This is a genomic window from Stenotrophomonas sp. Steno-C15 (assembly GCF_056393265.1).
On sequence record NZ_JBWJPF010000005.1, the window covers coordinates 150,795 to 176,013 of the forward strand.

Annotated in this window: 21 protein-coding genes; 9 read left to right on the top strand and 12 right to left on the bottom strand. The window is 66.5% G+C overall.

The genetic code is table 11. The annotated features are described in order from the left end of the window. Window positions 1-49: 49 nt before the first annotated feature. Together AC06FB_RS06635 and mqo are read right to left on the bottom strand one after the other, a co-directional pair. The gene (locus AC06FB_RS06635; RefSeq protein WP_053516245.1) at window positions 50-2,239 is read right to left on the bottom strand and encodes a TonB-dependent siderophore receptor; all 2,190 of its coding nucleotides are present in this window, start codon (window positions 2,237-2,239) and stop codon (window positions 50-52) included. Between the two features lie 266 nt (window positions 2,240-2,505). Continuing rightward, window positions 2,506-4,203: a malate dehydrogenase (quinone) gene (mqo, locus tag AC06FB_RS06640; RefSeq protein WP_478053485.1), complete on the bottom strand. Its 1,698-nt coding sequence runs from the start codon at window positions 4,201-4,203 to the stop codon at window positions 2,506-2,508. A gap of 214 nt (window positions 4,204-4,417) precedes the next feature. On the opposite strand from mqo, the gene AC06FB_RS06645 reads away from it, so the two are divergent. Next, window positions 4,418-5,533, top strand: coding sequence for a PAAR domain-containing protein (locus tag AC06FB_RS06645; protein ID WP_080375221.1), 1,116 nt, complete (start codon window positions 4,418-4,420; stop codon window positions 5,531-5,533). Window positions 5,534-5,598: 65 nt separating this feature from the next. Beyond that, window positions 5,599-6,006 carry a hypothetical protein gene (locus tag AC06FB_RS06650; protein ID WP_478053486.1) on the top strand — a complete coding sequence of 136 codons (408 nt, stop codon included), beginning with the start codon at window positions 5,599-5,601 and terminating at the stop codon, window positions 6,004-6,006. Window positions 6,007-6,033: 27 nt separating this feature from the next. Here the strand turns inward: AC06FB_RS06650 and AC06FB_RS06655 are convergent, their stop codons facing one another. From AC06FB_RS06655 to AC06FB_RS06665, 3 genes are all read right to left on the bottom strand, one after another. Continuing rightward, complete coding sequence (locus AC06FB_RS06655) at window positions 6,034-6,480, bottom strand: GNAT family N-acetyltransferase (RefSeq protein ID WP_065182375.1); 447 nt, start codon at window positions 6,478-6,480, stop codon at window positions 6,034-6,036. Between the two features lie 44 nt (window positions 6,481-6,524). Then, window positions 6,525-7,109 carry a hypothetical protein gene (locus tag AC06FB_RS06660; protein ID WP_053516192.1) on the bottom strand — a complete coding sequence of 195 codons (585 nt, stop codon included), beginning with the start codon at window positions 7,107-7,109 and terminating at the stop codon, window positions 6,525-6,527. Between the two features lie 67 nt (window positions 7,110-7,176). Continuing rightward, entirely contained in the window at window positions 7,177-8,082 is a 906-nt protein-coding gene (locus AC06FB_RS06665; protein ID WP_053516191.1) for a LysR family transcriptional regulator ArgP, read from the bottom strand. A gap of 138 nt (window positions 8,083-8,220) precedes the next feature. Here AC06FB_RS06665 and AC06FB_RS06670 point away from each other — a divergent pair, with 138 nt between their 5' ends. Together AC06FB_RS06670 and AC06FB_RS06675 are read left to right on the top strand one after the other, a co-directional pair. Next, window positions 8,221-8,856, top strand: coding sequence for a LysE/ArgO family amino acid transporter (locus tag AC06FB_RS06670; protein WP_053516190.1), 636 nt, complete (start codon window positions 8,221-8,223; stop codon window positions 8,854-8,856). A gap of 163 nt (window positions 8,857-9,019) precedes the next feature. Next, a complete protein-coding gene (locus AC06FB_RS06675; RefSeq protein WP_478053487.1) occupies window positions 9,020-11,008 on the top strand; it encodes an alpha/beta hydrolase family protein in 1,989 nt (662 codons plus the stop codon). A 45-nt stretch (window positions 11,009-11,053) separates the two neighbouring features. Here AC06FB_RS06675 and AC06FB_RS06680 read toward each other — a convergent pair whose 3' ends face one another. Together AC06FB_RS06680 and AC06FB_RS06685 are read right to left on the bottom strand one after the other, a co-directional pair. Continuing rightward, window positions 11,054-12,808: a peptide MFS transporter gene (locus AC06FB_RS06680; RefSeq protein WP_346480666.1), complete on the bottom strand. Its 1,755-nt coding sequence runs from the start codon at window positions 12,806-12,808 to the stop codon at window positions 11,054-11,056. Between the two features lie 88 nt (window positions 12,809-12,896). Next, window positions 12,897-14,045 (bottom strand): acetyltransferase domain-containing protein, encoded by a 1,149-nt coding sequence (locus AC06FB_RS06685; RefSeq protein WP_346480667.1) that lies wholly within the window; start codon window positions 14,043-14,045, stop codon window positions 12,897-12,899. Between the two features lie 200 nt (window positions 14,046-14,245). Here AC06FB_RS06685 and AC06FB_RS06690 point away from each other — a divergent pair, with 200 nt between their 5' ends. From AC06FB_RS06690 to AC06FB_RS06700, 3 genes are all read left to right on the top strand, one after another. Continuing rightward, a complete protein-coding gene (locus tag AC06FB_RS06690) occupies window positions 14,246-16,210 on the top strand; it encodes an OPT family oligopeptide transporter (RefSeq protein WP_053516183.1) in 1,965 nt (654 codons plus the stop codon). A 232-nt stretch (window positions 16,211-16,442) separates the two neighbouring features. Continuing rightward, window positions 16,443-18,521: an alpha/beta hydrolase family protein gene (locus tag AC06FB_RS06695; RefSeq protein ID WP_065182372.1), complete on the top strand. Its 2,079-nt coding sequence runs from the start codon at window positions 16,443-16,445 to the stop codon at window positions 18,519-18,521. 127 nt (window positions 18,522-18,648) lie between these two features. Continuing rightward, entirely contained in the window at window positions 18,649-19,893 is a 1,245-nt protein-coding gene (locus tag AC06FB_RS06700) for a DUF819 family protein (RefSeq protein WP_053516181.1), read from the top strand. A 194-nt stretch (window positions 19,894-20,087) separates the two neighbouring features. Here the strand turns inward: AC06FB_RS06700 and AC06FB_RS06705 are convergent, their stop codons facing one another. Genes AC06FB_RS06705 through AC06FB_RS06725 form a run of 5 tightly spaced genes read right to left on the bottom strand, consistent with a single transcriptional unit; the run spans window position 20,088 to window position 23,115 of the window. After that, window positions 20,088-20,567, bottom strand: coding sequence for a hypothetical protein (locus AC06FB_RS06705; RefSeq protein ID WP_111186566.1), 480 nt, complete (start codon window positions 20,565-20,567; stop codon window positions 20,088-20,090). A gap of 47 nt (window positions 20,568-20,614) precedes the next feature. Beyond that, a complete protein-coding gene (minE, locus tag AC06FB_RS06710; RefSeq protein ID WP_053516176.1) occupies window positions 20,615-20,875 on the bottom strand; it encodes a cell division topological specificity factor MinE in 261 nt (86 codons plus the stop codon). 2 nt (window positions 20,876-20,877) lie between these two features. Then, the gene (minD, locus tag AC06FB_RS06715; RefSeq protein WP_053516174.1) at window positions 20,878-21,687 is read right to left on the bottom strand and encodes a septum site-determining protein MinD; all 810 of its coding nucleotides are present in this window, start codon (window positions 21,685-21,687) and stop codon (window positions 20,878-20,880) included. A 37-nt stretch (window positions 21,688-21,724) separates the two neighbouring features. After that, window positions 21,725-22,573 carry a septum site-determining protein MinC gene (gene minC / locus AC06FB_RS06720; RefSeq protein WP_053516171.1) on the bottom strand — a complete coding sequence of 283 codons (849 nt, stop codon included), beginning with the start codon at window positions 22,571-22,573 and terminating at the stop codon, window positions 21,725-21,727. Continuing rightward, on the bottom strand, window positions 22,519-23,115 hold the full coding sequence (locus tag AC06FB_RS06725; protein ID WP_053516169.1) for a GNAT family N-acetyltransferase: 597 nt from the start codon (window positions 23,113-23,115) through the stop codon (window positions 22,519-22,521). Before AC06FB_RS06725 ends, minC begins: the two co-directional genes overlap by 55 nt. A gap of 138 nt (window positions 23,116-23,253) precedes the next feature. Here AC06FB_RS06725 and AC06FB_RS06730 point away from each other — a divergent pair, with 138 nt between their 5' ends. Beyond that, a complete protein-coding gene (locus AC06FB_RS06730) occupies window positions 23,254-24,456 on the top strand; it encodes a sensor histidine kinase (RefSeq protein ID WP_053516166.1) in 1,203 nt (400 codons plus the stop codon). Continuing rightward, the gene (locus tag AC06FB_RS06735) at window positions 24,456-25,097 is read left to right on the top strand and encodes a response regulator (protein ID WP_053516165.1); all 642 of its coding nucleotides are present in this window, start codon (window positions 24,456-24,458) and stop codon (window positions 25,095-25,097) included. The genes AC06FB_RS06730 and AC06FB_RS06735 overlap by 1 nt, the downstream gene beginning before the upstream one ends. Window positions 25,098-25,219: the final 122 nt, after the last annotated feature.

Consider the following 25,219-nt stretch of genomic DNA (forward strand, 5'->3'; position numbering starts at 1 on the left):
CCCGCCAATGGCGGGCCCATTCAGGTTGCAGGCTTTCAGCCGGTCGTTCTCAGAACTTCCAGCGCAGGCTGGCGGCGACGAAGCGCGGTTCGCCGTAGTTGTTGTAGTCCAGGTTCGCCCAGTAGGTCTTGTCCAGCGCGTTGCGCACGCTCAGCGTTGCCGTCCAGTTGTCGCTGATGCGGTAGTTGGCGTTGAACTGCACGAGCGTGTAGGCCGGCTGGTTCACGGTTACCGTGCCGCCCAGCGGGTAGGGGATGTTGTAGCCCTGCACCTTGCTCTGCCATTGCACGCCGGCGCCCAGGCTCAGGCGTTCCAGCGCACCGCGCAGGCGCACCTGCGTGTTGAGCTGCAGCAGGTCTTCGGGCGGGTTGGCGTACAGCAGGTCGGTGGCGGCGCGGGTCACTTTGACATGGGTGAAGCCGGCGTTGACCGTCCAGCCCGGCAGGATCTCGCCGTTGACGTCCATTTCCCAGCCACGCGACTTGGTGCCGTTGACGCCGATGTAGGCCGAGGTGCCATCGCTGAGCGAGCCTTCCGGCACTCCCATGTCGCGCACGGCATAGTTGTCCTGCTTGGCCTCGAACACAGCGGCGTTGGCGGTCAGTCGCCCATCGAACCACTGCGTCTTGATGCCCGCTTCCAGATTCGAGCCCTGCACCGGCGCCAGCAGGTTCTCGTTGCGGTCCTTGAAGTTCTGCGGGTTGAAGATCTCGGTGTAGCTGGCATAGACCGAGAACTGCGGCGTGACGTCGTAGACCAGTCCCACGTACGGGGTCACTTCATCACTGACCTTGTAGGCCCCGCTGGTCCCGGTATACGCACCGGCCACGCTGTAGGAGCGGCTGAGGGTTTCCCAGCGGCTCAGGCGCGCACCCGCGATCAACGACAGCGGATCGGCCAAGCGCAGGCGCGCGGCCAGGTAGACTCCGCTCTGCGTGGTCTTCTGCACGCGGCGCGCGCCGGTACGGGTGTAGGTCACCTCGGAGATGTCGCCGTTCCAGTCGTACACGTTGGGGATGTAGTAGCAGCGCTCGCGGCCGCAGGTGGCCCAGTCGCGCGGGTAGTTCAGGGCAACGGTGTGGGTGGTGCCTTCCAGGTCGGACCACTGGGCACCCAGGGTGACGTCATGCTCGCGGCCGAACAGCGGGAACGTGCCGGTCAGGTAGGCATCGATGTTGCGGCGGGTGTCCTCGGAGTCGCCAGCGGCAGTGCGCAGGTAGATGCCCGCACCGGTGGCCGGATCGGGATTGCCGGTGCCGTACAGGCGCATGTTCTGCACATTGCCACGGGTGTGGGCGGTGTTGATCTTCAGCAGCCAGTCCTCGCCGAAGCGCTGCTCCAGGTTGGCGAACACCGTGCTGGTCTCGCGCTGCCAGTAGCTCCATTTCGGTGCCAGGTTGGTTGAGCGCGGCAGGTGCGCGAAGTCGCCGCGGCTGTCGAAGAACGGCACGGTACCCCAGGTCGAACCGACCGGGTTGTTGTCCTGGGTCTGGTAGCCGAGGGTGACCGTGGTGCTGTCGGTCAGGTCGCCCTCCAGCACCGCCATGCCGGCCATCTTGTTCTCCTTGTAGCGGTCGTAATAGAAATCACGATCGGTATAGGCGGCGACCACGCGGCTGCGGAACCGGCCATCTGCGGTCAGCGGCGCGGTGACGTCGGCCTCCATGCGCCGGTAGTCCCAGCTGCCGGCGCTCACCGAGAACGAGGCGTCGAAGTCCTTGCCGGGGCGCTTGCGCAGCAGGTTGACCGTGGCCGAAGGCACCCCCGCGCCGCTGAGCAGGCCGTTGGCACCGCGGATCACTTCGATGCGGTCATAGAAGGCGGTGTCGTATTCCTGGTTGGTGGAGCCGCTGTAGGTCGGAATGCCATCGACCTGGAAGTCCGTGATGGCAAAGCCGCGGGCGTAGTACAGCGGGCGCTGGGTGTCATAGAAGGACACGCTGACGCCGGTGACGTTGCGCAGCACGTCGTTGATGCTGAACAGCGATTCGTCCTGCAGGCGCTGCAGGCTGATGGCCGTGGCCGACTGCGGCGTTTCCTGCAGGGTGATCGGCAGGCGGGTGCTGCTTGAGGGCGGCGCAGCCTGGTCGGCGCGCACGCTGACGCGGTCCAGGGTCTTGGCATCGGCTGCGGCATCGCCGGCGGCGAACGCTGACGGTGTCGACAGGGCCAGGGATGCGAGCAGCGCGGCCGGCAGCAGCGCGCGACGGAGCGGGCGGGTAGGGGAGTGCAGGGACATCTTGGTGGGCTCGATGCGGGAGAGTCGGAAGGGCGGCAACAGCCGGGCGGTACCCGGGGCGGCGGCTTCGGGCTGGGTCAGGTCCGTCTGGTGAGCGCGGGCGGTCCGCGCGAGGCGCAAATGTAAATCGTTCTTAACAACATTACAATTCGCCCGGGCTGGTCGATGCCTGGGACACGCACCGCGAGCCCCGGCAGAGCCGAGCTCCCTGAATGCGGACGGCCACCCGAAGGTGGCCGTCCGTAGGTGTCATCGAAGACCCGGGCTCAGAGCGCCTGCAGTTCCTCGTTGGCGTTGCGCTTTTCCTTGCCCGGCGTCGGCGTCGGCGCCGGCGCCGGCGGTGTGGCCGGTGCAGCCGTGGCATCGGCCGGCACTTCCAGGTAAGGCAGCTTCAGGGTCTGGCTGGTCATCGAACGAATCTCGTTGACCAGTGCCGCACTGTCGTTGAGCTTGCGCCCGTAGGAGGGCACGATCTCACGCAGGCGGGCTTCCCAGCCGGCCTTCATCTGCTCGGGGAAGGCCTTGGCCATCAGATCCAGCATGATCGGCGGCGACGTCGAGGCACCGGGCGAAGCGCCCAGCAGCGCAGCGATGGTGTGGTCCTTGTCGGTCACGATCTCGGTACCGAACTGCAGCACCGCACCCTTCAACGGGTCGCGCTTGATGATCTGCACGCGCTGGCCTGCGGTGACCAGCTTCCAGTCGCCCGGCTTGGCATTGGGGAAGTACTTGACCAGTTCGGCCTGGCGGTCGGCATCATTCAGCCGCGCCTGGCTCATCAGGTACTGCACCAGGTCCAGGTTGTCCTTGCCCACTTCCAGCATCGGCGCAACGTTGTTGTGGGTCACCGACGAGTACAGGTCCCACCACGAGCCGTGCTTGAGGAACTTGGTGCTGTACAGCGCGAACGGTCCGAACAGGACCACCGGCTTGCCGTCCAGCTTGCGCGCATCCAGGTGCGGCACCGACATCGGCGGAGAACCGGTCTCGGCCATGCCATAGGCCTTGACGCCATGGCGCGAGGTCACGTCCTGGCCCTGGAAGGCGAGGAACTGGCCGCCCACCGGGAAGCCGGCGTAGTCCTTCGACTCGGGAATGCCTGACATCTGCAGCAGCTTCAGCGCGGCGCCGCCGGCACCGATGAACACGAAGCGGGCGTGGGTGGTGCTCTCGGTGCCGGCCTTGAGGTCCTTCACCGTGACGTTCCAGCTCTTGTCCGCGTTCTGCCGCAGTGCCGAGACTTCGTGGTTCAGGTGCAGGCTGAAGTTCGGACTGCGCTGCAGGCCGGCGGTCAACTGGCGGGTGATCACGCCGAAGTTGACGTCGGTACCCAGTGGCATCCAGGTCGCAGCGACCTTCTGCTTCGGATCGCGGCCTTCCATCATCAGCGGAGCCCACTGCCGGATCTGTGCCGGGTCTTCCGAGTACTGCATGCCGTAGAACAGCGGGTTCTTCACCAGCGCCTGCTGGCGCTTATGCAGATAGGCGATGTTGTCATCGCCCCAGACGAAGCTCATGTGCGGCGTGGGGTTGATGAAGTCGCTGGGCTCGCTGAGCCGGCCTTCCTTCACCTGGTGCGACCAGAACTGGCGCGAGACCTCGAACGATTCGGCGATGCCGACCGCACGCTTGGTCTCGATGCTGCCGTCGGGCAGTTCCGGGGTGTAGTTCAGCTCGGCGAATGCCGAGTGGCCGGTGCCGGCGTTGTTCCAGCCGTCGGAGCTTTCACCGGCGACGCCGTCGAGGCGTTCATAGACCTGGATGTTCCAGTCCGGCTGCAGTTCCTGCAGGTAGGTGGCCAGGGTGATGCTCATGATGCCGGCGCCGACCAGCACAACGTCGACAGGCTTGTCGTTGCTGGCGGCGGGTACGGAGCGCTGGGTCAGCGGCCAGTACAGGAACACGGCGGCAGCCAGCAGGAACAGCACGAGCAGGGCGAGCAGGGCCTTGCCAAATTTCTTCATGGGGGCGGGATCGTTGGCGGAGGGGAGGAGATCAGGATGCGCGCTGGGCAGGGGAAGGGCGTGAAGAAACAACGCCTTGCAGCATCCTTGCAGAGGATTCTACCCGGAACGGGTCCGGTTTTTGTGCAATGCATCATCCTGCCGGCGGTCGCTCCGGGGTAGACTTGTCGGCTGATTCCAGAACGACCACCGGCCACGGAGGGGCCGCGCAACGATGTCACGGATGCTGATCGTGGTGGGTGACGCCCTGCAGACGGGCGGTTCGGTCCTTACAGGTTCCCCGCATACCGATATCGAAGGGCGCGCCGTGGCGCGTGTCGGCGACCGTGTCATCTGTGCACGCCATGGTCCGGGTTCGATCGTTTCCGGCGATGCCACCCTGGTCATCGATGGCCAGCCGGTCGCCCGCGACGGCGACAGGGCCAGCTGCGGTTGCGCACTGGTATCGGGCAAGCAGCAGCGCGCCCACGTGGTGGCCGGCGGTGGAGGGCGCGCCGGTGCAGGCGCCGGAGTGGCGGCGATCGCAGCGATCGTCGCGCCGTTGTTGAAGCCGACCCTGCAGACACCCCCCTTCGCAGCGCCCGGCACCGCCGTGCGCGACGAGGACGCGCCGCAGTGCTGGGTGGCGGACCATGATGCGCAGATCGACCGTGACGTGGACGGGCGCTACTACGAAGCCTATGACGTCAATGGCGACAAGCATGACTATCCTTTCCAGGTCAGCTACCGCATCGATGTTCCGCTGCAGGCCCAGGGCGAGGTGGTGGTGTCGATCAAGGTGCAGGTGATGCCCAAGCCCGGCGTCACCGCTGCCGAGGTGGCGGCGGTCAAGGCGCGCATGGAGCGCGGCATCGATCAGTTCTGGAACGGCCGGTTCACGCTGGACGTCCATGATCCCGCGTGCGGCACCCGCAGCTTCCCGATCCGCTACGAGGTGCGGTGGGTGCAGGGCGGCAGCGACTACAGGCTGATCGTTCATCGCACCTATGACCGGGAGCAGGTGGAATTCCCGGATATCGATGTCTCCGTGTCGACCACGGCCTGGACCTTCGCCCACGAGTTCGCCCACACCCTGGGCGTGCCGGACGAGTATTCGTATAACGACCCGGACGAAGAGACCGTGCGTTACGTCCAGCCCGATGGCACTCTGGATCCGGAGGTGCTGGTTGCCGTTCCGGATTCCCGTGAGCTGACCGATCCGGCGGCGACCATCATGAATTCCGTGGACTGCGCGGTGACCCGGCCGCGTCATGCCTGGAACATCGCGCGGGAAGTACGTGAACTGCTGAGCCGGGAAATCGGCCGGGAGATAACATGCACCGTCAAGTGATTTCGTTGATTGCCACTTTTGCCGCTGCCGCAGCGCTGCCGGCCCACAGCAAGGAGCTTCCTCCCATGATCGAACTTCATGCGCGCTGCGTGGACGATGCCCAGTGCCGTTTCCGCGGTGACACCCTCAACGTCGAACTGGAACTGCGCAACAGCGGCAGCGAGCCTGTGTCGCTGCCGCTGGAGTACATCCGCAGCCGTGGCCCGTCGGTCAGGGTGAAGGACAACCACTCCGAGAAGACCACGGCGTTGCGCAGCGGCATGGCCTCGGCCGCGCTGCGGCAGCAGACGCAGGAGCTGCGCGCGGGCCAGTCCCTGCGCATCGGTTTCCCGATCAAGCCGCAGGAGCTGACACGCTTCGCCCTGCGCCCGATGGATGTGACCCTGCAGTTCTCGATCAATCTGACACCCGGTTCCACCGGCGCCGAGGCGCAGGTGGTCCAGGCGCAGCTGCACGTGGTCGACGTCGACTGACCGCAGCGGCCGGCACTCCGCTTGGGGTCAACGCAGTTCGAGAATCTCGTCGCCGGTTTCGTCGATCTCGCCCGTCGGGCACCAGCCGAGATGGCGGTAGAAGCCATGCGAGCGCGAGCGCGGGTCGGCCGAGCACGCAAGGAACAGCCGGTGGTGACCGGCATCCCGGGCCAGGCTGACCACATCCTGCAGCAGACGTCGGCCGATGCCCAGATTCTCGTACTCCGGCAGCAGGGCCAGAACCAGCACCTCGCCGCTTTCGCGGTCGGCAAACCCGTAGCCGGCCATGCGCTCGCCGTCGCAGGCGATGCGTCCGATGAAATCTCCGTTGCAGATGCCTTCGGCCCAGCTCTGCGTCGTGATGCCCAGCTCGGCCAGCTGCGCTGCACTGAAGGCATTCTCGCGGGTACGCCCGCGCAGGTCGATGCAGGCGGCGGCATCGTCGGGGTGGGCATCGCGGTAACGGATGGTCATGGCACCTCCTTGTGACCGGGCGCTGAAGGAACTGCCCGTCTCGTTCAATCGTTGCCGATTGTGAAGTATTCGGCGGTGAAATAGCCGATCTGGTAGAGCAGGGTGGCCGCGGCCAGTCGCAGCTGTGCCCGGCTGGAGTGCAGTTTCCAGCCCAGCAGGACCACCAGCAGCATCAGCAGGGTGTGGACCGGATACGCCGCGCCCAGCAGATGCCACCGGCTTGTGCCCTTGATCGCGGTGTCCACCAGATCCAGCAGCGTCAGCGCGCCGATCACGCCGAATATCCAGCGTCTGCGCTGCATCAGGTAATTGCCGTAGCTGCCGTAGTCGCGCAGGTCATCCGGGAACAACAGGGCGCAGAGCAGGAACCAGGTCGCGCAGTAGCAGATCACGAACAGATAGGTCTCGAACGTCCACCGGTGGACTTCAATCAGGCGGAACTCCCACCACCAGAAGGTGACCAGCGACACCAGCGTCCATGCCACCCAACACAGATGGAGTGCCGAGCAGCCGCGTCGCTGCGGATGCTCGATGATCTGCGCAATCCCTTTCAGCAGGGTCGTGATCGACAGGCCCAGGATGATGCCCATCACCACGCGGATATGCAGGAACAGCGGATCGGTCTGCATCGGCCCGTCCTGTCATCGGATTCCGCACAGTAGAGGCATGCCCGCTGTGGAGGGGATGCATATGGCGTCAGCGCCTGCGCCGCACCAGCGTCGAGGACGCCTCCAGCACCGCGCGGGTCAGCAGGGCCATGGTCTGTACATCGCCCTTCCAGTGCTGCCAGTACAGCGGCACGTCCTCCCACGCGCGCTGTCGCACGTAGACCAGGCGGCCGGCATCCAGGTGCCGCTTGACCAGCGGCAGGGGGTTCATGGTCCAGCCCATGCCGCCCAGGTTGGCCTGCACGAAGGCACGGGTGGAGGGAATCCACCAGGTCGGCGCGGTGCTGGGCAGGTCATCGCCGGCCATGCGCCGGGCAAAGCGCGACTGCATTTCGTCCTTGCGGTTGAACACCAGTACCGGTGCCTGCGCCAGCGCCTGCGCGGTCACGCCCTTGGCGAAGTGCCGTTCGCGGAACTCCGGCGTGCAGGTGGCCGCGTAACGGATGCTGCCGAGTGCATGGATCTGGCAGCCCTGCACCGGCTCGTCCAGGGTGGTCACCGCGCCGAGCACCGTGCCTTGCCGCAGCAGCTCCACGGTGTGGTCCTGGTCTTCCACGCGCAGGTCGAGCGTGGTGCCGGTACCCAGTGCGAACTGCTGCGCCGCCTGCGGAAACCAGGTTTCCAGACTGTCGTGGTTCACCGCCACCGGGATGCTGGCCTGGGGCAGATCTTCATCGGCCAGGCCCATCCGGTGCAGGGCGTCATGCTCGAGCAGGGCCGTCTGCTCGGCCAGCTGCACCAGCACCTGGCCTTCGGCGGTGGCAGTGGCGGGGGCGCCACGCTTCACCAGAAGGCGTCCGACACGATCCTCCAGCGCCTTGACCCGCTGCGAGATGGCCGAGGGGGTGACATTCAGCGACTGCGCCGCGCGATCAAAGCTGCCTTCGCGGATCACGGCGGCGAGCGCGCGCAGCTGGGCATGGTCGATGCGCATGGTATTAAGTTCCGCTAATGTTGGTTTAGGAAGTTTAGCTCGTCTTTTCTATGTTGCGGCGCGACAATGGCGCCCGTACCCGGTGCTGTCCGCCTTCGCGAGGCACCGTCCCCCCAGCAAGACAAGGCAGTGAATCCCATGTTTTCGGTCATCTCCGCCGGCACCGGCCTCGGTGCCTGGTTCTCTGGTGCAGCCACCGGCATCGGCCTGTTCGCCGTGGTCGGTGCCCAGAGCGCCTTCATCCTGCGCCAGGGCATCCTGCGCAAGCACATCGTGCCGGTGGTCGCCACCTGCGCGGCCATCGATGCGTTCTTCATCTTCGCCAGCGTGGCCGGCCTGCGCACGTTGACCTCGGCGCTGCCGTGGCTGACCTCGGCCGTGCTGTGGACCGGCGTGGCTTTTCTGGCCTGGTACGCGATGAAGTCGGCGCGCCGCGCCATTGCCGGTGGCGGTGGCATGGGTGAAGCCGACAGCGACGACGGCAGCCGCCGCGCGGTGCTGATGGCGGCGGTCGGCTTTTCGCTGATCAACCCGCACTTCTGGCTGGACATGATGGTCATCGGCTCCATTGCCGAGAACTTCGGCCACGCACGCATGGCCTTTGCGGCCGGCGTGGTCACCGCGAGCTGCCTGTGGCTGACCGCGCAGGGTCTCGGTGCGCGCCTGCTGGCGCCGCTGTTCACCAAGCCCAGCACCTGGCGTGTGCTTGACGGCACCATCGCGGTGATCCTCAGCATCCTGGCCCTCACCCTGGCGGTGCGCGGGGTCCACTGACCCGGCGCACGCCCCCCGAACCCACGTCCTGACTCTCTCTCCAAGGCAGTGGCAACGACGGCACCGGCAACGGTGCCGTCGTCTTTTCCGGCTCTGGCGGGACAGACGGCGCCTGCCTAGAATCCGTGTACAGGACAAGGTGTCCATCGGAGCAGGGGGAAGGATGCGTAGGACGATGTTGACGGCCGCACTGGTCGTCGTGGGTAGCGTTGCCGCGGGCAGCGCATGGGCGGTGGATCTGACGCAGTTCCTGCGCCAGGAGACCTTCACCGACATCAAGATATCGCCGGGGGGCGAGTATGTCGCTGCCACCGTGCCGATGGAGGACAGCACCGCGATCGCGGTGATGCGGCTGGCCGACAAGCAGCTCGTGGGCAGCTTCCGCCCGCCGCAGAAGAATCACGCCTACGAATTCGACTGGGTCAGCAACGAACGGCTGTTGATCGGCCTGGCCGAGAAGTGGGGCGCGCTGGATAAGCCCAATCCCACCGGCGAGCTCTACGCCATCGATGCCAACGGCAATCGCGGCGAGCTGCTGGTCGGTTACCGCGTCGAAAGCAAGGGCCCGGGTACCCGCATCCAGCCGAAGAAAGTCGAGGCGGTCGCGGCGTTCCTGGCCGATGATCTGCCCGGCGACGAACGCAACGTGCTGGTGACGGTATGGCCGTTCGCGGAGGATCCGTTCACCCGCGTCGAACGCATGGACGTGGCCAGCGGCAGGCGCGTGCGCATGGCCTCCTCGCCAGTGCGGCGCGGTGAGTTCACCACCGATGGCCAGGGCGAAGTCCGGTTCGTCCACGGGTCTGGCAGCGACAATGTCAACAAGCTGTACTACCGCGAGCGATCGGGCGACAGCTGGAAGATGATCAATGATGAGGCAGTGAGCAAGCGCATCGAGACCGCGATCGGCTTCTCCGCGGATGGCAGCCTGGCGTACCTGCAGGCCGAGCAGACGCAGGGGCCGGATGCCATCGTCAGCTGGAATCCGCAGACCGGTGAGCGCGCTGTCGTGCTGCGCGACGAGGTGGTCAATCCGTACCGCATCATCCACCGGCCCGGCACCCATGTGCCGGTGGGCGCCCTGTACATGGGCGACACACCGCGGACCCGGTTCTTCGACGAGAAGTCGCCGGAGGCTCGCCTGTACCGCAGCCTGGAGGCGGCCTTCGGGGGGCCGGTCTACATCACCTCCAGTACCCGGGATGGCCGCGTGGTGCTGGTGGAGACCTGGTCAGGCACCAATCCCGGCGACTTCTATGTGTACGACACGGAGGCCCGCAAGGCTGAGCACCTGATCAGCCGCAGCGACTGGATCGACATCGATCGCAGTGCAACGGTGCGTCCGGTGGCACTCAAGGCGCGCGACGGACTGCCGCTGCACGGCTTCCTCACCGTGCCCTCCGGCAGCGACGGACGCAACCTGCCGATGGTGGTGATGCCGCACGGTGGGCCGTTCCACGTGTTCGACAATGGCCAGTACGACCGCGAGACGCAGATATTGGCCGCCGCCGGCTACGCCGTACTGCAGGTCAACTTCCGTGGCTCGGGGAACTATGGCCGTGCGCATGCCCAGGCCGGCGCCCAGCAATGGGGCGCCGCGATGCAGGATGACGTCACCGACGCCACCCGCTGGGCGATCGCGCAGGGGATCGCCGATGCCAGACGCATCTGCATCTACGGTGCCAGTTACGGGGCCTACGCCGCGATGATGGGCGCTGCCCGCGAACAGGGGCTGTACCAGTGCGCGGCCGGCTATGTCGGCGTGTACGACCTGCCGCTGATGTTCGCCCGCGGCGATGTGCAGGAGCGCGACTCTGGCGTGACCTTCCTGCGCGAATGGCTGGGTGATCCGGCCAAGCTGGGCGCGGTTTCGCCGGTGAACCTGGCCACGCAGATCAAGGTGCCGGTGTTCCTCGCGGCCGGTGGCGAAGACAAGCGTGCGCCGATCCAGCACACCGAGCGCATGGAAGCGGCACTGAAGCGTGCCGGGACGCCGGTGGAAAGCCTGTACTACAAGACCGAGGGGCACGGCTTCTACACCCTGGCCCATCGCACCGAGTACTACGACAAGCTGCTCGCATTCCTGTCGCGCAGCCTGGGAGGCAAGACCGCCCAGGCATCGGCGCCGGCAGGGAAGGGCAAGGCGCCGTAAACGCAGAGTGGCGGCGGATCCACGATCCGCCGCCGCGCAGTGCAGTTACCTGACCCCGTGCATCATCCGCTTCAGCAGCGGCGCGGCGATGAAGGCCAGCAGGGCGCAGCCCAGGCCGATCCACATCAGCAGCCAGAACAGGTGCGCATACGCACCGGCCGCCGCCGCCATGTCCAGCGTGCCGCCTTCGGGCACATCGATGGCCGCCAGCTTGCCGAACAGCGCGGCAAGCGTCTCGGAGAACGCTGTGGCCAGGAACCAGGTGCCCATCATCAGGCTCATCACCCGCGGCACGGCCAGCTGCGTTACGGCCGACAGGCCCACCGGCGACAGGCACATCTCACCACTGGCCAACAGGAAGTAGGCCAGGACCAGCCACCACACGCTGGCCATCTCGCCGGTGGCGCCGACCTGCTGTGCGGCCAATGCGAGCGGGACGAACGAGAGCGCGCCGATCACCAGGCCCCAGGCGGATTTGACCGGCTTGCCCGGCTCCCAGCCGCGACGGTCCATCCAGGTCCAGAGGGCGGCGAAGGCCGGCGCCAGCAGCACCAGGAACAGTCCGCCCAGATAGGTCAGGGAGCCGGCGGTCTGCGGAATCACCAGGCAGTCGCGCACCAGCAGGACCAGCATCAGCGCGACGATGGCAATGAAGAACCGGCGCGGCGCGGCCGACCCCGGTCGACGCTCGGTCAGGCGCGCGCTGACCACGAAGCCCAGCGGCGCCAGCAGCAACGACAGGATCGACCAGGGCAGCGGCGTGCCGTCGGTGATCACCAGCGAGGGAACGATGTCCTTGGTCAGCAGGCGATCGGTGAACGTCACCCACGAGCCATAGGACTGCTCGTACAGGGTGAAGAACACCAGCGCCAGGAAAATCAGCACCATCAGTGCGATCATCTGCTGGCGCTGCACCGGCGTGCACTGGCTGCCGGTGAACCAGGCGAACCAGACCAGCACGCCCCCCAGCACCACCAGCATCAGCATCAACGCCAGGCTGATTTCACCGCCCAGAGCGAACGCACCGTTACCGGCGGCCCACATCAGCCACGCCAGTGGCAGCACCGCGAGCACCGCGCACAGATAGATCAGCCATTCACGCGGCAGGCCCAGCACCCGCTGTTTCAGCGCGGCCGGCTGTGGCGGCTCGGCATGCCCGTGCAGGTACTGCTGCCCCCACAGGAACATCGCCAGCCCGGCCAGCATGCCGATGCCCGCCGCGCCGAAGCCATACTTCCAGCCATAGGCCTCGCCGAGGAAGCCGCACACCAGCGACGAGAACAGCGCCCCGAGGTTGATGCCGGCATAGAACAGCGAGAAGCCCGAGTCGCGGCGCGGATCGTCCTTGGCGTACAGCTTGCCAACGATGGTGGAGATGTTCGGCTTGAGGAAGCCCACGCCCATGATGATCAGCGCCAGCGACAGATAGGTCACCGCCAGCGCCGAGGTGTCGCGCACCACTTCACCGTTGACCCGGTATGCCGCGTGGCCTTCGAAGGCCATGCCGAGATGGCCCAGCACCAGCAGGATGCCGCCGAACAGCACTGCACGGCGCATGCCCAGCCAGCGGTCGGCCAGCATGCCGCCGAACACCGGGATGCAGTACACCAGGCCACCGTAGGCGCCAAGCAGGTCCAGTCCGGCCTTGTCGCCGAACAGGTGGTACTTGGTCAGGTACAGCAGCAGCAGCGCCTTCATGCCATAGAAGGAGAAGCGCTCCCACATTTCGGTGAAGAAGCAGACGTAGACGCCCTTGGGGTGGCCAAGGAAGTCGTCGGAAGCGGGAGCGGCAACGGTCATCGACGGCGGGCACTGCGGAAAGGGCGCGATTATAGGCCCGCCGCCGCGCCCGTGGCGGGCAGCATCAGGCCGCGCCCGGCGAGCGGGGTCACAGGTATCGCAGCCAGCCCAGGTCGCGCCGACGCGCCTTGAACCGCGCGAATGCCCGCGTCGGCGGGTACAGCACCACCGCCAACGCACAGGCCACCAGGATCAGGCCGGCGACCGAATCGAGAGCGTACAGGCTGCCGTGGGTCGGCCCCCAGAACCCGAGCGCCGCCAGATACAGCAGCTTCAGCAGATACAGATGCAGCAGGTAGAAGAACATCGGTGCCGCGCCGATGTCTGCCAGCGGCCTCAACGCCCGTGCCATCGCAGGCCACTCAAACAGGCGCAGCCACAGCAGGCCAACGCCCAGGGTCAGCAACAGGAACTGCAGTGATGGCGGATACTTGGTCACGTTCAACACGCTCATCCAGGTGCGCAGCGCGCCCTGCTGGAACTGCCAGGGCGTATCGCCATAGCCGTTGCCGAACCGCAGCAGGGCGAACATGCCCAGCGCTGCCAGCCCAGCCCACACCAGCCAGCGGTGACGCTGCGCTGGCATGCGGTCCGCCGCGAACCAGGGCCCCATCAGATAGCCGAGCGCGATCACCCCGATCCACGGCAGCACCGGATAGGACGTGCGCAGCCGGAGTGCACCGGCCTCGATCCAGTCCCGCTGGTGCAGCACCTTCCACAGCACCGGCAGCACACCGTCGCCTGCCACGCGCACGCCGTCGAGCAGGTTGTGGCCGGCCAACAGCAGTACCGCCAGCGCCAGCAGCGCCGCGCGTGGCAGCCACAGCAGGCCGGCCAGCGCGACCATGCTCAGGCCGATCGCCCAGATCACCTGCAGGTATACGGTGTCCGGAGGCAGCTGGAAGGTCCAGGCGAAATTCACCAGGGTCAGTTCCAGCACCACCAGGAACAGCCCGCGTTTGAGCAGGAACGCGGCCGTGGCCCGGCGCGGATCCGCCTGGCGCTGGCCATACAGCCAGGCCGACAGGCCGGTCAGCAGCACGAACACCGGTGCGCACAGGTGGGCCAGCAGGCGGCACGCAAACAGCGCGGGGGAGACCGTGGATACGTCCATCGGGTCGCTGACCTGGTGCTGCAGGAAAAAGGTCTCGCGCACGTGGTCGAGCAGCATCAACAGCATGACGGTGCCGCGCAGCTGGTCGATGGAGGTGAGGCGGGCCGGTGGCGGAGAGGGCATGCGGACGGCGATGTCGTTCAATCGAAAAGATATAACATATCGTTTGCGGAATGCCCAGCCGGAATGTGCCGGATGCGTCTGCTGCCTGTGCCTGATCCGTGTCCTGCCTGATCCGCTGGCGCTTGTCATGCTGCGGTGTGCTGGACTTGCCGCCCCCTGAACGCTAGCGTGGCAGGGATTTTTTGCCAGCAGGGGCTCCCATGAACCACGACGCTGCGCCCAAGCAGCTCACCTTCCGCGCAGTGGCCCTGGCCATCGTGCTGGCGGTGGTGCTGTCCGCGGCCAACGCCTACCTCGGTCTGTTCGCAGGCCTGACCATCGCCACCGCGATTCCCGCCGCAGTCATTTCCATGGGCGTGCTGCGCCTGCTGGGCGGTGGCTCGATCCTCGAGAACAACATCGTGCAGACCGGCGCCTCGGCCGGTTCCTCGATCGCCGCCGGTGTCATCTTCACCATCCCCGCGCTGGTGATCATGGGCTACTGGCCGGACTTCAAGTACTGGTGGGTGCTGGGCATTGCCGGCCTGGGCGGCCTGCTGGGCGTGCTGTTCTCGGTGCCGCTGCGCCGCTCGATGATCGTCGAAGATCCTCTGCCCTTCCCGGAAGGCAAGGCGGCGGCGGAAGTGCTCAAGGCCGGTGAGAACCCGGGTCCGGGCCTGAAGATCCTGGGCCTGTCGGCGGTGATCGGCGCCTTCGTCAAGCTGGCCGCGGAAAGCGGCATGCGCCTGATTCCCGATGCCTGGGCCACCTCGGCCTACGTGGGCAGTTCCAAGGTCACCGCGTTCATCGGCACCAACCTGTCGCCGGCACTGCTGGGCGTGGGCTACATCGTCGGCCTCAACGTCGGCATCGTGGTGGTGTCTGGTTCGATCCTGACCTGGCACATCGCCATCCCGCTCTACCAGGCGTTCTTCATGAACACCGACCCGGCCCTGGCCGCGTCGGTGGCCGCTGCGTCCTCCACCGAGGCCGCATTCGCCATCTGGGGCGCGAAGATGCGCTACCTGGGTGTCGGCGCAATGCTGATCGGTGGCATCTGGACCCTGATTTCGCTGCGCAAGTCGCTGCTCAACGGCGTCAAGAGCGGTTTTGCCGCCGCCCGCAAGAGCGGCGGACCGGTGCTGGCGCACACCGAGCGCGACCTGCCGATGAAGTGGATGCTGGTCGCCCTGGTGGTCTTCGTGCTGCCGCTGCTGGCCCTGTACCAGGCCATCGTCGGCCAGTGGCACGTGTCGATCCCGATGACCATCATCATGATCGTCGCCGGCTTCCTGTTCGTGTCGGTCTCGGCCTACCTGGCCGGCCTGATCGGTTCGTCCAACAACCCGGTCTCGGGCATCACCATTTCCACCATCCTGTTCGCCTCGGCGGTACTGGTCGTGCTGCTGGGTGCCGATGGCCTCAAGCCGGTCGGTACCGGCGGTGCACCGCTGGGTGCGGTGGCGGCGATCATGATCGGCGCGGTGGTGTGCTGCGCTGCCGCCGTCGGTGGTGACAATCTGCAGGACCTCAAGGCCGGTTACATCGTCGGCGCTACGCCGTGGAAGCAGCAGCTGATGCTGGGCATCGGTGCGTTCTCCTGCGCGCTGATCATGGCCCCGGTGCTGAACCTGCTGGCCACCGCCTATGGCATCGGCGTGAAGACCGAGCTGCACCCGAACGCGCTGGCTGCGCCGCAGGCCAACCTGATGGCGTCGGTGGCCAAGGGCCTGTTCGGTGGCGAGCTGCCGTGGACCTTCATCGGCATCGGTGCCGTGGTCGGCGCCGTCATCATTGCCTTCGACAGCTGGCTGAAGGCGCGCAACGCGCGCTTCCGGGTGCCGGTGCTGGCGGCCGCCATCGGCATCTACCTGCCGCTGGAGCTGATGGTGCCGATCTTCCTCGGCGGCCTGATCGCTTACCTGGTCGAGCGCTTCCACAAGGTGCGTGCCGATGATGAAGAGGGCCGCGACCGCGTGCACAAGCCGGGCGTGCTGTTCGCCGCCGGCCTGATCACCGGCGAGGCGCTGATGGGCATCGCCATCGCCATTCCGATCGTGGTCAGCAGCCGCGCCGACGTGCTGGCCGTGCCGTTCCATCTGCCGGCCGCGCAGTGGATCGGCCTGGCCGTGCTGTTCCTGGTGGGCTGGCTGATCTACCGCACCGGCAAGTACGCCAAGGCGTAAGGGATGGGTCGGATCCCTCCCGGAAGGGAAGGGCTCTGACCCCACGCCGGCGGCGCCCGGGGCAGAGCCGATTCCTGCGGAATCGGATCCGACCCCGGGTCCACCCACAAACCGCGCTACGGCGCGGTTTGCTGTTTCTGGCGGCTGCCCGATCACGGCCATGACCGATGGCCTTGGCAGCCCCGGGCTGCGGGGCCTACCATCGCTTTTTTGCCGTCCTGCGGAGATCCCGATGAAACTGCGTCATGCCCTGCTGCCACTGAGCCTGCTGGCCGCTCTGCCCAGCGTCGCCGCTGCCCGTGGCCTGGAGATCCGCGACATGGTGGCTATGGATCGCGTTTCCGCGCCGGTGCTGAGCGCCGATGGCGGCACCGTGGTGTTCGCCAAGCGCAGCACCGACGCCAACCTCAAGGCCAGCACCGCCCTGTACGCACGCAACCTGCGCACGCGTGACGCGGCACCGCCGAAGCAGATCACCCCGGCCGGCTGGAACGTCAATTCCGCCTCGCTGTCGGCGGACGGCCAGACGGTGTACTTCCTCAGTGCCAAGAACGGCAGCCAGCAGCTGTACGCGCAGGCGATCAGCGGCGGCGCCCCGCGCCAGCTGACCGATTTCCCGGTGGATGTGGACAGCTACCACGTCTCGCCACAGGACGACCGCGTGCTGTTCAGCGCCGGCGTGTTCCAGGCCTGCGCGTCGGACCTGGCCTGCACCGAGAAGAAGCTGAAAGAGAAGAAGGACGCCAAGGCCAGTGGCCAGGTCTGGGATTCGATGTTCGTGCGCCATTGGGATACCTGGAACGACGGCCGTCGCAACACCCTGTTCGTCGCGCCGCTGCCGGGCGCCCAGGCCGGCCCGGTCAAGGGGGCTTCCGCGCTGAGCGCCACCCTCGATGGCGATGCGCCGTCCAAGCCATTCGGTGGCAATGATGACTTCGTGTGGTCGCCGGACGGCAGCAGCGTGGTCGCCAGCATCCGCGTGGCGGGCCGCGAGGAACCGTGGTCGACCAACTTCGACCTCTATCGCTTCGATGCTGCCGGCCGTCAGGCACCGGTGAACCTGACCGCCTCCAACCCGGCATGGGATGCGGGCCCGGTGTTCAGTGCCGATGGCAAGACGCTGTTCTACCGTGCGATGAAGCGCCCCGGCTTTGAAGCTGATCGCTTCGGCCTGATGGCGATGGATCTGGCCAGCGGCAAGAGCCGTGAGATCGCCCCGCAGTGGGATCGCTCGGCGGGTGGCATCGTGCTGTCCGCCGATGGCGCCAGCATCTATACCACCGCCGATGATCTGGGCGAGCACCCGCTGTTCCAGATCGATGTCGCCACCGGCAAGGCCACCCGCCTGATCGGCGATGGCAGCGTGACCGCCGTCGATGTGGCCGGCACCAGCGTGGCGATCACCCGCAACAGCCTGAAGAGCAACGACCAGGTACTGGTCGGCCTGCTGCCAGCCGCCGGCCAGCCGATGGGCGAGCTGCGCGCGCTGACACCGTCTGCCGGCGACGTGCTGAAGGACGTCAGTTTCGGCGATTTCGAGCAGTTCTCGTTCAAGGGCTGGAACAACGACACCGTGCACGGCTATGTGGTCAAGCCGCACAACTACCAGGAAGGCAAGTCCTACCCGGTCGCGTTCCTGATCCATGGCGGTCCGCAGGGCAGTTTCGGCAACGGCTGGAGCTACCGCTGGAATCCGCAGACCTATGCGGGCCAGGGCTACGCGGTGGTGATGATCGATTTCCACGGCTCCACCGGCTACGGTCAGGCATTCACCGATGCGATCAGCCAGCACTGGGGTGATCGTCCGCTGGAAGACCTGCAGAAGGGCTGGGACGCGGCACTGAAGAAGTATTCGTTCCTCAACGGTGACAAGGCCTGTGCTCTGGGCGCTAGCTATGGCGGCTTCATGGTCAACTGGATCGCCGGCAACTGGAACGGCCCGTTCAAGTGCCTGGTCAACCACGATGGCGTGTTCGACCAGCGCATGATGGGCTACGCCACCGAGGAGCTGTGGTTCACCGAGTGGGAGCAGGGCGGCACGCCGTACCAGAAGGCGGCGAACTACGAGAAGTTCAACCCGGTCAACCACGTGGCGGACTGGAAGAAGCCGATCCTGATCATCCATGGCCAGCAGGACTTCCGTATTCCGGTCGAGCAGGGCCTGGCGGCATTCACGGCGGCGCAGCGGCAGGGGATCGAGTCGAAGTTCCTGTACTTCCCGGACGAGAACCACTGGGTGCTCAAGCCGCACAACAGCATCCTGTGGCATGACACGGTCAACGGCTGGCTGAAGCAGCATATCGGCGAATAAGCCGGTCCGGCGCCGCCCCCCAGGGCGGCGCTCTGCTTTTTGTAGAGCCGAGCCATGCTCGGCTGCTCTGTGCCTCCTTTCCCGCCAACAGCAGCCGAGCATGGCTCGGCTCTACCCGAGCGCCCGCATGACTTCGAACGCCCTGATCCAGAACGACATCGTGGTCTTCGGCCTGATCGCCGCCACTTTGGGGGCCGTGTTCTGGACCGCCTCGCGCGAGCAGGGGCCGTGGAAGCGCTTCTACACCTTCGTGCCGGCGTTGCTGCTGTGTTATCTCATTCCTGGCATCTACAACACCGTCGGCCTGATCGACGGGCAGAACACCGCGCTGTACAACCCGGTCGCGCGTGACATCCTGCTGCCGGCGGCGCTGGTGCTGCTGACCCTGGCCGTGGACATCAAGGGCATCCTGCGGCTGGGACCGAAGCTGGTACTGATGTACCTGGGTGCCTCCGCCAGCATCATGCTCGGTGCCGTGGTCGCCTTCCTGCTGATGCGCGCGCTGCACCCGGAAACCGTTGCCGGCGACACCTGGGCCGGCATGGCCGCACTGGCCGGCAGCTGGATCGGCGGTGGCGCCAACATGCTGGCGATGCGCGAAGTATTCGACGTCAACGCCACCACCTTCGGCCAGTTCGCCGTGGTCGACGTGGGTGTCGGCTACGTCTGGATGGCGGTACTGATCTTCCTCGCCGGGCGCGCCGCGAAGATCGACGCACGCAGCGGTGCCGATACCTCGGCCATCGACGAACTGAAGGAACGCATCGCGCGCTTCCAGGCCGAACACGAGCGCATTCCCAGCCTGACTGATCTGATGCTGATCGTCGCCGTTGCGTTCGGTGGCGTCGGTCTGGCGCATGCAATCGGCGCGCCGCTGGCGGCCTGGTTCAAGGCCCATGTCGGCTGGGCATCGCAGTTCAGCCTGGATGCTCCCTTCGTCTGGGTGGTGGTGCTGTCGACCACGCTGGGCCTGGGCCTGAGTTTCACCCGCGCGCGCACGCTGGAGGGAGCGGGAGCGTCACGTCTGGGGTCGCTGCTGCTGTACTTCCTGATCGCCTGCATCGGCATGCAGATGGATCTGCTGGCATTGCTGGACCGTCCGTGGCTGTTCCTGCTCGGCCTGATCTGGATCGCCGTGCACATCGTGCTGCTGTGGTGCCTGGGCCGGTTGCTGAAGGTGCCGTTCTTCTATTTCGCCATCGGCTCGCAGTCGAACATCGGCGGTCCGGCCTCGGCGCCCGTGGTGGCCGCCGCCTTCCATCCTGCATTGGCACCGGTAGGCGTGCTGCTGGGAACAATGGGCTACGCCACCGGGACCTACCTGGCGTACATCGTCGGCATTACCCTGCGTGCGCTGGCAGGGCAGGGGTGATGGGGTCAGATCCCTTTTGCGCAGCAAAAGGGATCTGACCCCGTTTCGCGGCGCGTCACGCTACCGGCAATCCACGTTCGATCAGCCAGGCTCTCGCGTCTTCGGCGTCCTGCTCGAACCGCGCCGAGTGAAAAGAGGGGCGCCGCAGAGTTCGGCGCGTCGCCACGCGCCCGTGGTCAACCGCGCCCGCGGCCTTACGCCACTGGCAACCCGCGTTCGATCAACCACGCCTTCGCGTCTTCGGCGTCCTGCTCGAACCACGCTCTCGTCGATCCCAACCGGTACGTATACCCCCACGCATCCATGTCGGCCATCAGCCGTGCGCTGCCGACGCCGGGCAGCTGCGCGGCCAGCACGATCTGCAGGTAGCACGTGGCATCTTCCTCGGCGACCGAATCAGTGGCATCGGTATGCACCTGCGCGCGCCGCTCCGGCGGCAGCACGATCAGATGGCAGGCCTCGTGCAGCATCGAATGCACGGGCGTGTCGTCGCGCACATACACGTTGCTGGCGATGATGCCTGCTTCAGGTTCACCCCAGTAGCTGCCGGGAATCGGCTCGCCGGCGGCGACGTGGTGCAGATCGAGCCCATGCGCGGCAAGCAGGCGCTGTGCATCGGCGAAGGCGATATCGCCCACGCAGGTGATGTCCACGGCGGTTGTCGTGTCAGTCATGCGGAATCGTGCAGCCCCGCCCATGCAGGCACGGGCGGGGCAGGGGGTCAGGGCTTTTCCGGGCCTTCCGGCAGCGCCACGGAGATGTCCAGCACGTCGTGCTGGCCATCCTTGACCAGGTCGACCTTCACCGCGTCGACGTCGATGTTGACGTACTTCTTGATCACTTCCAGCAGCTCGCGCTGCAGCAGCGGCAGGTAGTCCGGACCACCGCGATGGCTGCGCTCCTGCGCGATGATGATCTGCAGGCGGTTCTTGGCGGTTTCGGCGGTGGTCTTCTTCGCTTTGAGGAAATCAAACAGGCCCATGCTTACCCTCCGAACAGCTTGCTGAAGAAGCCCTTCTTCTCCACGGTGGTGAAGCGCATCGGCCGCTCCTCGCCCAGGATGCGGCTCACCGCATCGTCATACGCCTGGCCAGCAATCGATTCGCCATCGAGGATCACCGGCTCGCCCTTGTTGGAGGCGTTCAGCACGTCACCCGATTCGGGAATCACGCCGATGGCCTTCAGACCCAGCACTTCCTCCACGTCGACGATGCTCAGCATCTCGCCGGTTTCCACGCGCGACGGGCTGTAGCGGGTCAGCAGCAGGAAGGCCGGCACGTCCTGGCCGGATTCGGCCTTGTGTGTCTTCGAGTCCAGCAGGCCGATGATGCGGTCGGAGTCGCGCACCGAGGACACTTCCGGGTTCACCACCACCACCGCGCGGTCGGCGAAGTACATCGCCAGGAAGGCACCCTTCTCGATACCGGCCGGGGAGTCGCAGATCACGAAGTCGAAACCGTCGGCGGCCAGGTCCTTCAGCACCTTGCCCACGCCCTCCTGGGTCAGCGCGTCCTTGTCGCGGGTCTGCGAGGCAGCCAGCACGTACAGGTTGTCGAAGCGCTTGTCCTTGATCAGGGCCTGCTTGAGGGTGGCTTCGCCGTGCACGACGTTGACGAAGTCGTACACCACGCGGCGTTCGCAGCCCATGATCAGGTCGAGGTTGCGCAGGCCGACGTCGAAGTCGATCACCGCCACCTTCTTGCCGCGCCGTGCCAGGCCGCAGGCCAGGCTCGCGCTGGTAGTGGTCTTGCCGACGCCGCCCTTGCCGGAGGTGACTACGATGATTTCAGCCAAAGGACTTCTCCTGGTTCTGCATGATGTTGGGGCTGCGTCAGTCCAGCGCAGCGATCTTGACCTGGTCCTGTTCCAGCCACACCTGCACGGCCTTGCCGCGCAGGTTGTCCGGGACATCGTCCAGTACCTTGTAGTGGCCGGCAATGGCCACCAGTTCCGCATGGAAATCACGGCAGAAGATGCGTGCCGCGGTGTTGCCCTGGGCACCTGCCAGCGCGCGGCCGCGCAGGGTGCCGTAGATATGGATGCTGCCGTCGGCGATCACCTCGGCACCGGCGCCGACGGTCGCCATGACCGTCAGGTCGCAGTTCTCCGCGTACAGCTGCTGGCCGGAACGTACGTTGCCGAGCTGCATGCGGCCCGGTTGCGGTGCCGAGCCCTCGGCCACCCTGGCCACCGGAGCGGCCGGGGCCGGCTTCGGTTCAGCGCGGGCGGCGCGGCGCGGCTCCGGCGCAGGTGCAGGCGGCGGGGCCGGCTCGGTCTCGACACGCTCGTACTGGGCGCGGAACTTGGCCAGCAGCGGCAGGCCGAGCTGCTGCGAGAGCTGGTCGACCGCACTGGTGCCATAGGCCAGCGCCACCGGCAGCACGCCGGCGCTGCGCAGGCCATCGACCAGCGCCTGCGCGGTGGCCACGTCCGGTACCTGGCTGAGGCCGCCGAAGTCCAGGATCACCGCGGCACGGCCGAACAGTTTCGGGGCGCGGGTCACCCGTTCGCGCATTTCCTGCACGAGTCGTTCGACATCGAGGGTCCGCACGCGCAGGTTGGCGATGCCGACCTGGCCGATCTTCAGTTCACCTGCCTGTTCGTAATCGAAATTCACCGCCACGCTCAGGTCCCCGTCGGCCGCTGTGCCTGCGCCGGCAGCTGCCGGTCGCGTGTCCATGCCACATCCGGCAGCTTGCCGCCGTAGGTCTCCTGTACCCACGGGTAGCTGCACAGTTCCTTGGCCAGCATGCTGGCGCGCACATCGACCTGCGGCATGGTGTTCTGGCCCAGCTCGCGGAAGCCGAAGCTGCCGTGGAACAGCAGGGCGGCATCGGCACCATGGTCGAGGAAGACTTCGCAGGTCATCTGCGGGTAGCGCAGCTCGGCGAAGCTCTGCGCATCGGCGTAGAACGCCCGGCCGACGCCACCACCGCGGCGGCGGCTGGCGACCACGATGCGGTCGATATAGAAGAACGGGGTGTCCAGCTGCTGCTTGAACCAGGCGAAGTTGCTGCTGTCGTGCTGGCTGTCGCTGCCGAAGCCGATCAGGAACCCGGCCAGGTTGCCGTCGCGCTCGGCGACGCGGAAGTACTCAGCGGTTTCATAGAACAGGCGCAGGCGTGCGGCATCCAGCGGAAGGATGGCCAGGCCAGCGTTGTTGTTCAAAGCCAGGACGGAATCGAGCTCGTGCTCGCGCACGTCGCGGATAACAATCGACATTGTGACTCCGTGGGGTAACGCGGTTGGTCCTGCAACGGACCCTGCGCACGATTATTGCATGGGTGGCTGGCGGGGGCACGCCCGTCGCCATGACTTCTGCCCGGGGGCAGGAGCGCTGGTTCAGCCTAAGATGCCTCCATGTTGGGATATCTCAGCCAAATCCGAGTCCTGCGCCTGGCCGGCCTGTTCACCTGGGTCATGGTCGGCCTGCCCGTGGTGTATTCCCAATACGAGTCGATGCTGCGGCACGGCGGCAGCGGCATCGACAGCTGGTCCCTGTGGCTGTTTGCCGCCTACCTGTTCTTCGGCGCCGGCTACTTCTGGCTGACCCGTGGCCTGCGCGACAGCAGCCAGGCCGCCTGGTACGACCGGGTGGTGCTGGTGGTACTGACCGGCTCGGCCCTGGGCGTCAGCTACCTGAGCGGTTCGGGCCTGGGCAGCATCCTGATGATGGTGGCCGCCGGGGTGATCCCGTGGATGCTGCCCGTGCGCAGTGGGGTGATCTGGTTGCTGCTCAGCCAGCTGGCGGTGCTGCCGGTCTACTATCTGATTCTCGACATGCCGTTGTTCGAGGCACTCATGCAGTCGCTGCTGTATGGCGGCTTCTCCATGTTCATGTTCGTGACCAGCCTGGTCGCACGGCAGCAGACCGACGCCCGCGACGAGCAGCGCCGGCTGAATGCGGAGCTGAGGGCAACCCGCGCCCTGCTGGCCGAGAGCGCACGGGTCAACGAGCGCACCCGCATCTCGCGCGAGCTGCATGACCTGCTGGGGCATCAGTTGACCGCGCTGACCCTGAACCTGGAAGTGGCCGGCCATCTGGCCGAAGGCAAGGCGCTGGACCACGTGAAACGCTCGCACACGCTGGCCAAGCTGCTGCTGGGCAATGTGCGCGAAGTGGTCAGCCAGCTGCGCGAGACCAGCGCCATCGACCTGGCTGCCGCGCTGCGTCCGCTGACCGAGAATGTGCCCTCGCTGGACATCCAGCTGGACATCGAGGACCCCCTGAACGTGGAGGACCCGCAGCGGGCCCACGTGCTGCTGCGCTGCACCCAGGAAATCATCACCAACACGGTGCGCCACTCCGGGGCCCGCCATCTGTGGATCCGGGTGTACCGTGAGGCGCCGGACCGGGTGGTGGTCGAGGCGCGCGACGACGGTGTCGGCGCGGAAATGGTCAATGTGGGCAATGGCTTGCGCGGGATGCGCGAGCGCCTGCAACAATGCGGTGGCCAGCTGCAGGTGGAAACCCGCCCCGGCGAAGGCTTCTGCCTGCGTGCGACGGTGCCGGCAACCGTGCTGGTGGCCGCCCTTACCAAGGTTCCTGAAGGAGTGCGTTGATGATTCGCGTCTGCCTGGTCGACGACCAAACCCTGGTGCGGCAGGGAATCCGCTCGCTGCTGGCGCTGGACGACGGCATCGAGGTGGTGGCTGAGGCCGGCGACGGCCGGCAGGCGGTCGAACTGGTGCCCCAGGTCCGTCCGGATGTGGTCCTGATGGACATGCGCATGCCGGTGATGTCCGGGCTGGAGGCGCTGCAGGTCCTGTCGCGGCTGGAACAGCTGCCGCCGACCATCATCCTGACCACCTTCGACGACGACCAGCTGGTGCTGGCGGGCCTGAAGGCTGGCGCCAAGGGGTATCTGCTCAAGGACGTGACCCTGGACCAGCTGGTCGGCGCCATCCGCACCGTGGCTGACGGCGGATCGCTGGTGCAGCCGGCAGTGACCCAGCGGCTGCTGTCCGGGCTGGAACACATGCGCAATGATTTCGTCAGCCTGGACCGGCCGGACCCGCTGACCGACCGCGAGACGGAGATCCTGCGGCTGATGGCCAGCGGCTTCTCCAACAAGGAGATCGCCAATTCGCTGGGCGTGGCCGAGGGCACCATCAAGAACCATGTGTCCAACATCCTGTCCAAGCTGGGCGTGCGCGACCGTACGCGGGCCGTCCTGAAGGCGTTCGAACTGCAGCTGGTCTGACGAAAAGCCTTTTGCGGCAAAGGTTTGGCCGGCATTCCCGGGCCCCGGGACGGGCTGCCCCCTACATGCGGGGCGGCCGGATGCGCTACCCTGCCAATCCTTTGTCCATACAAATACGCAGC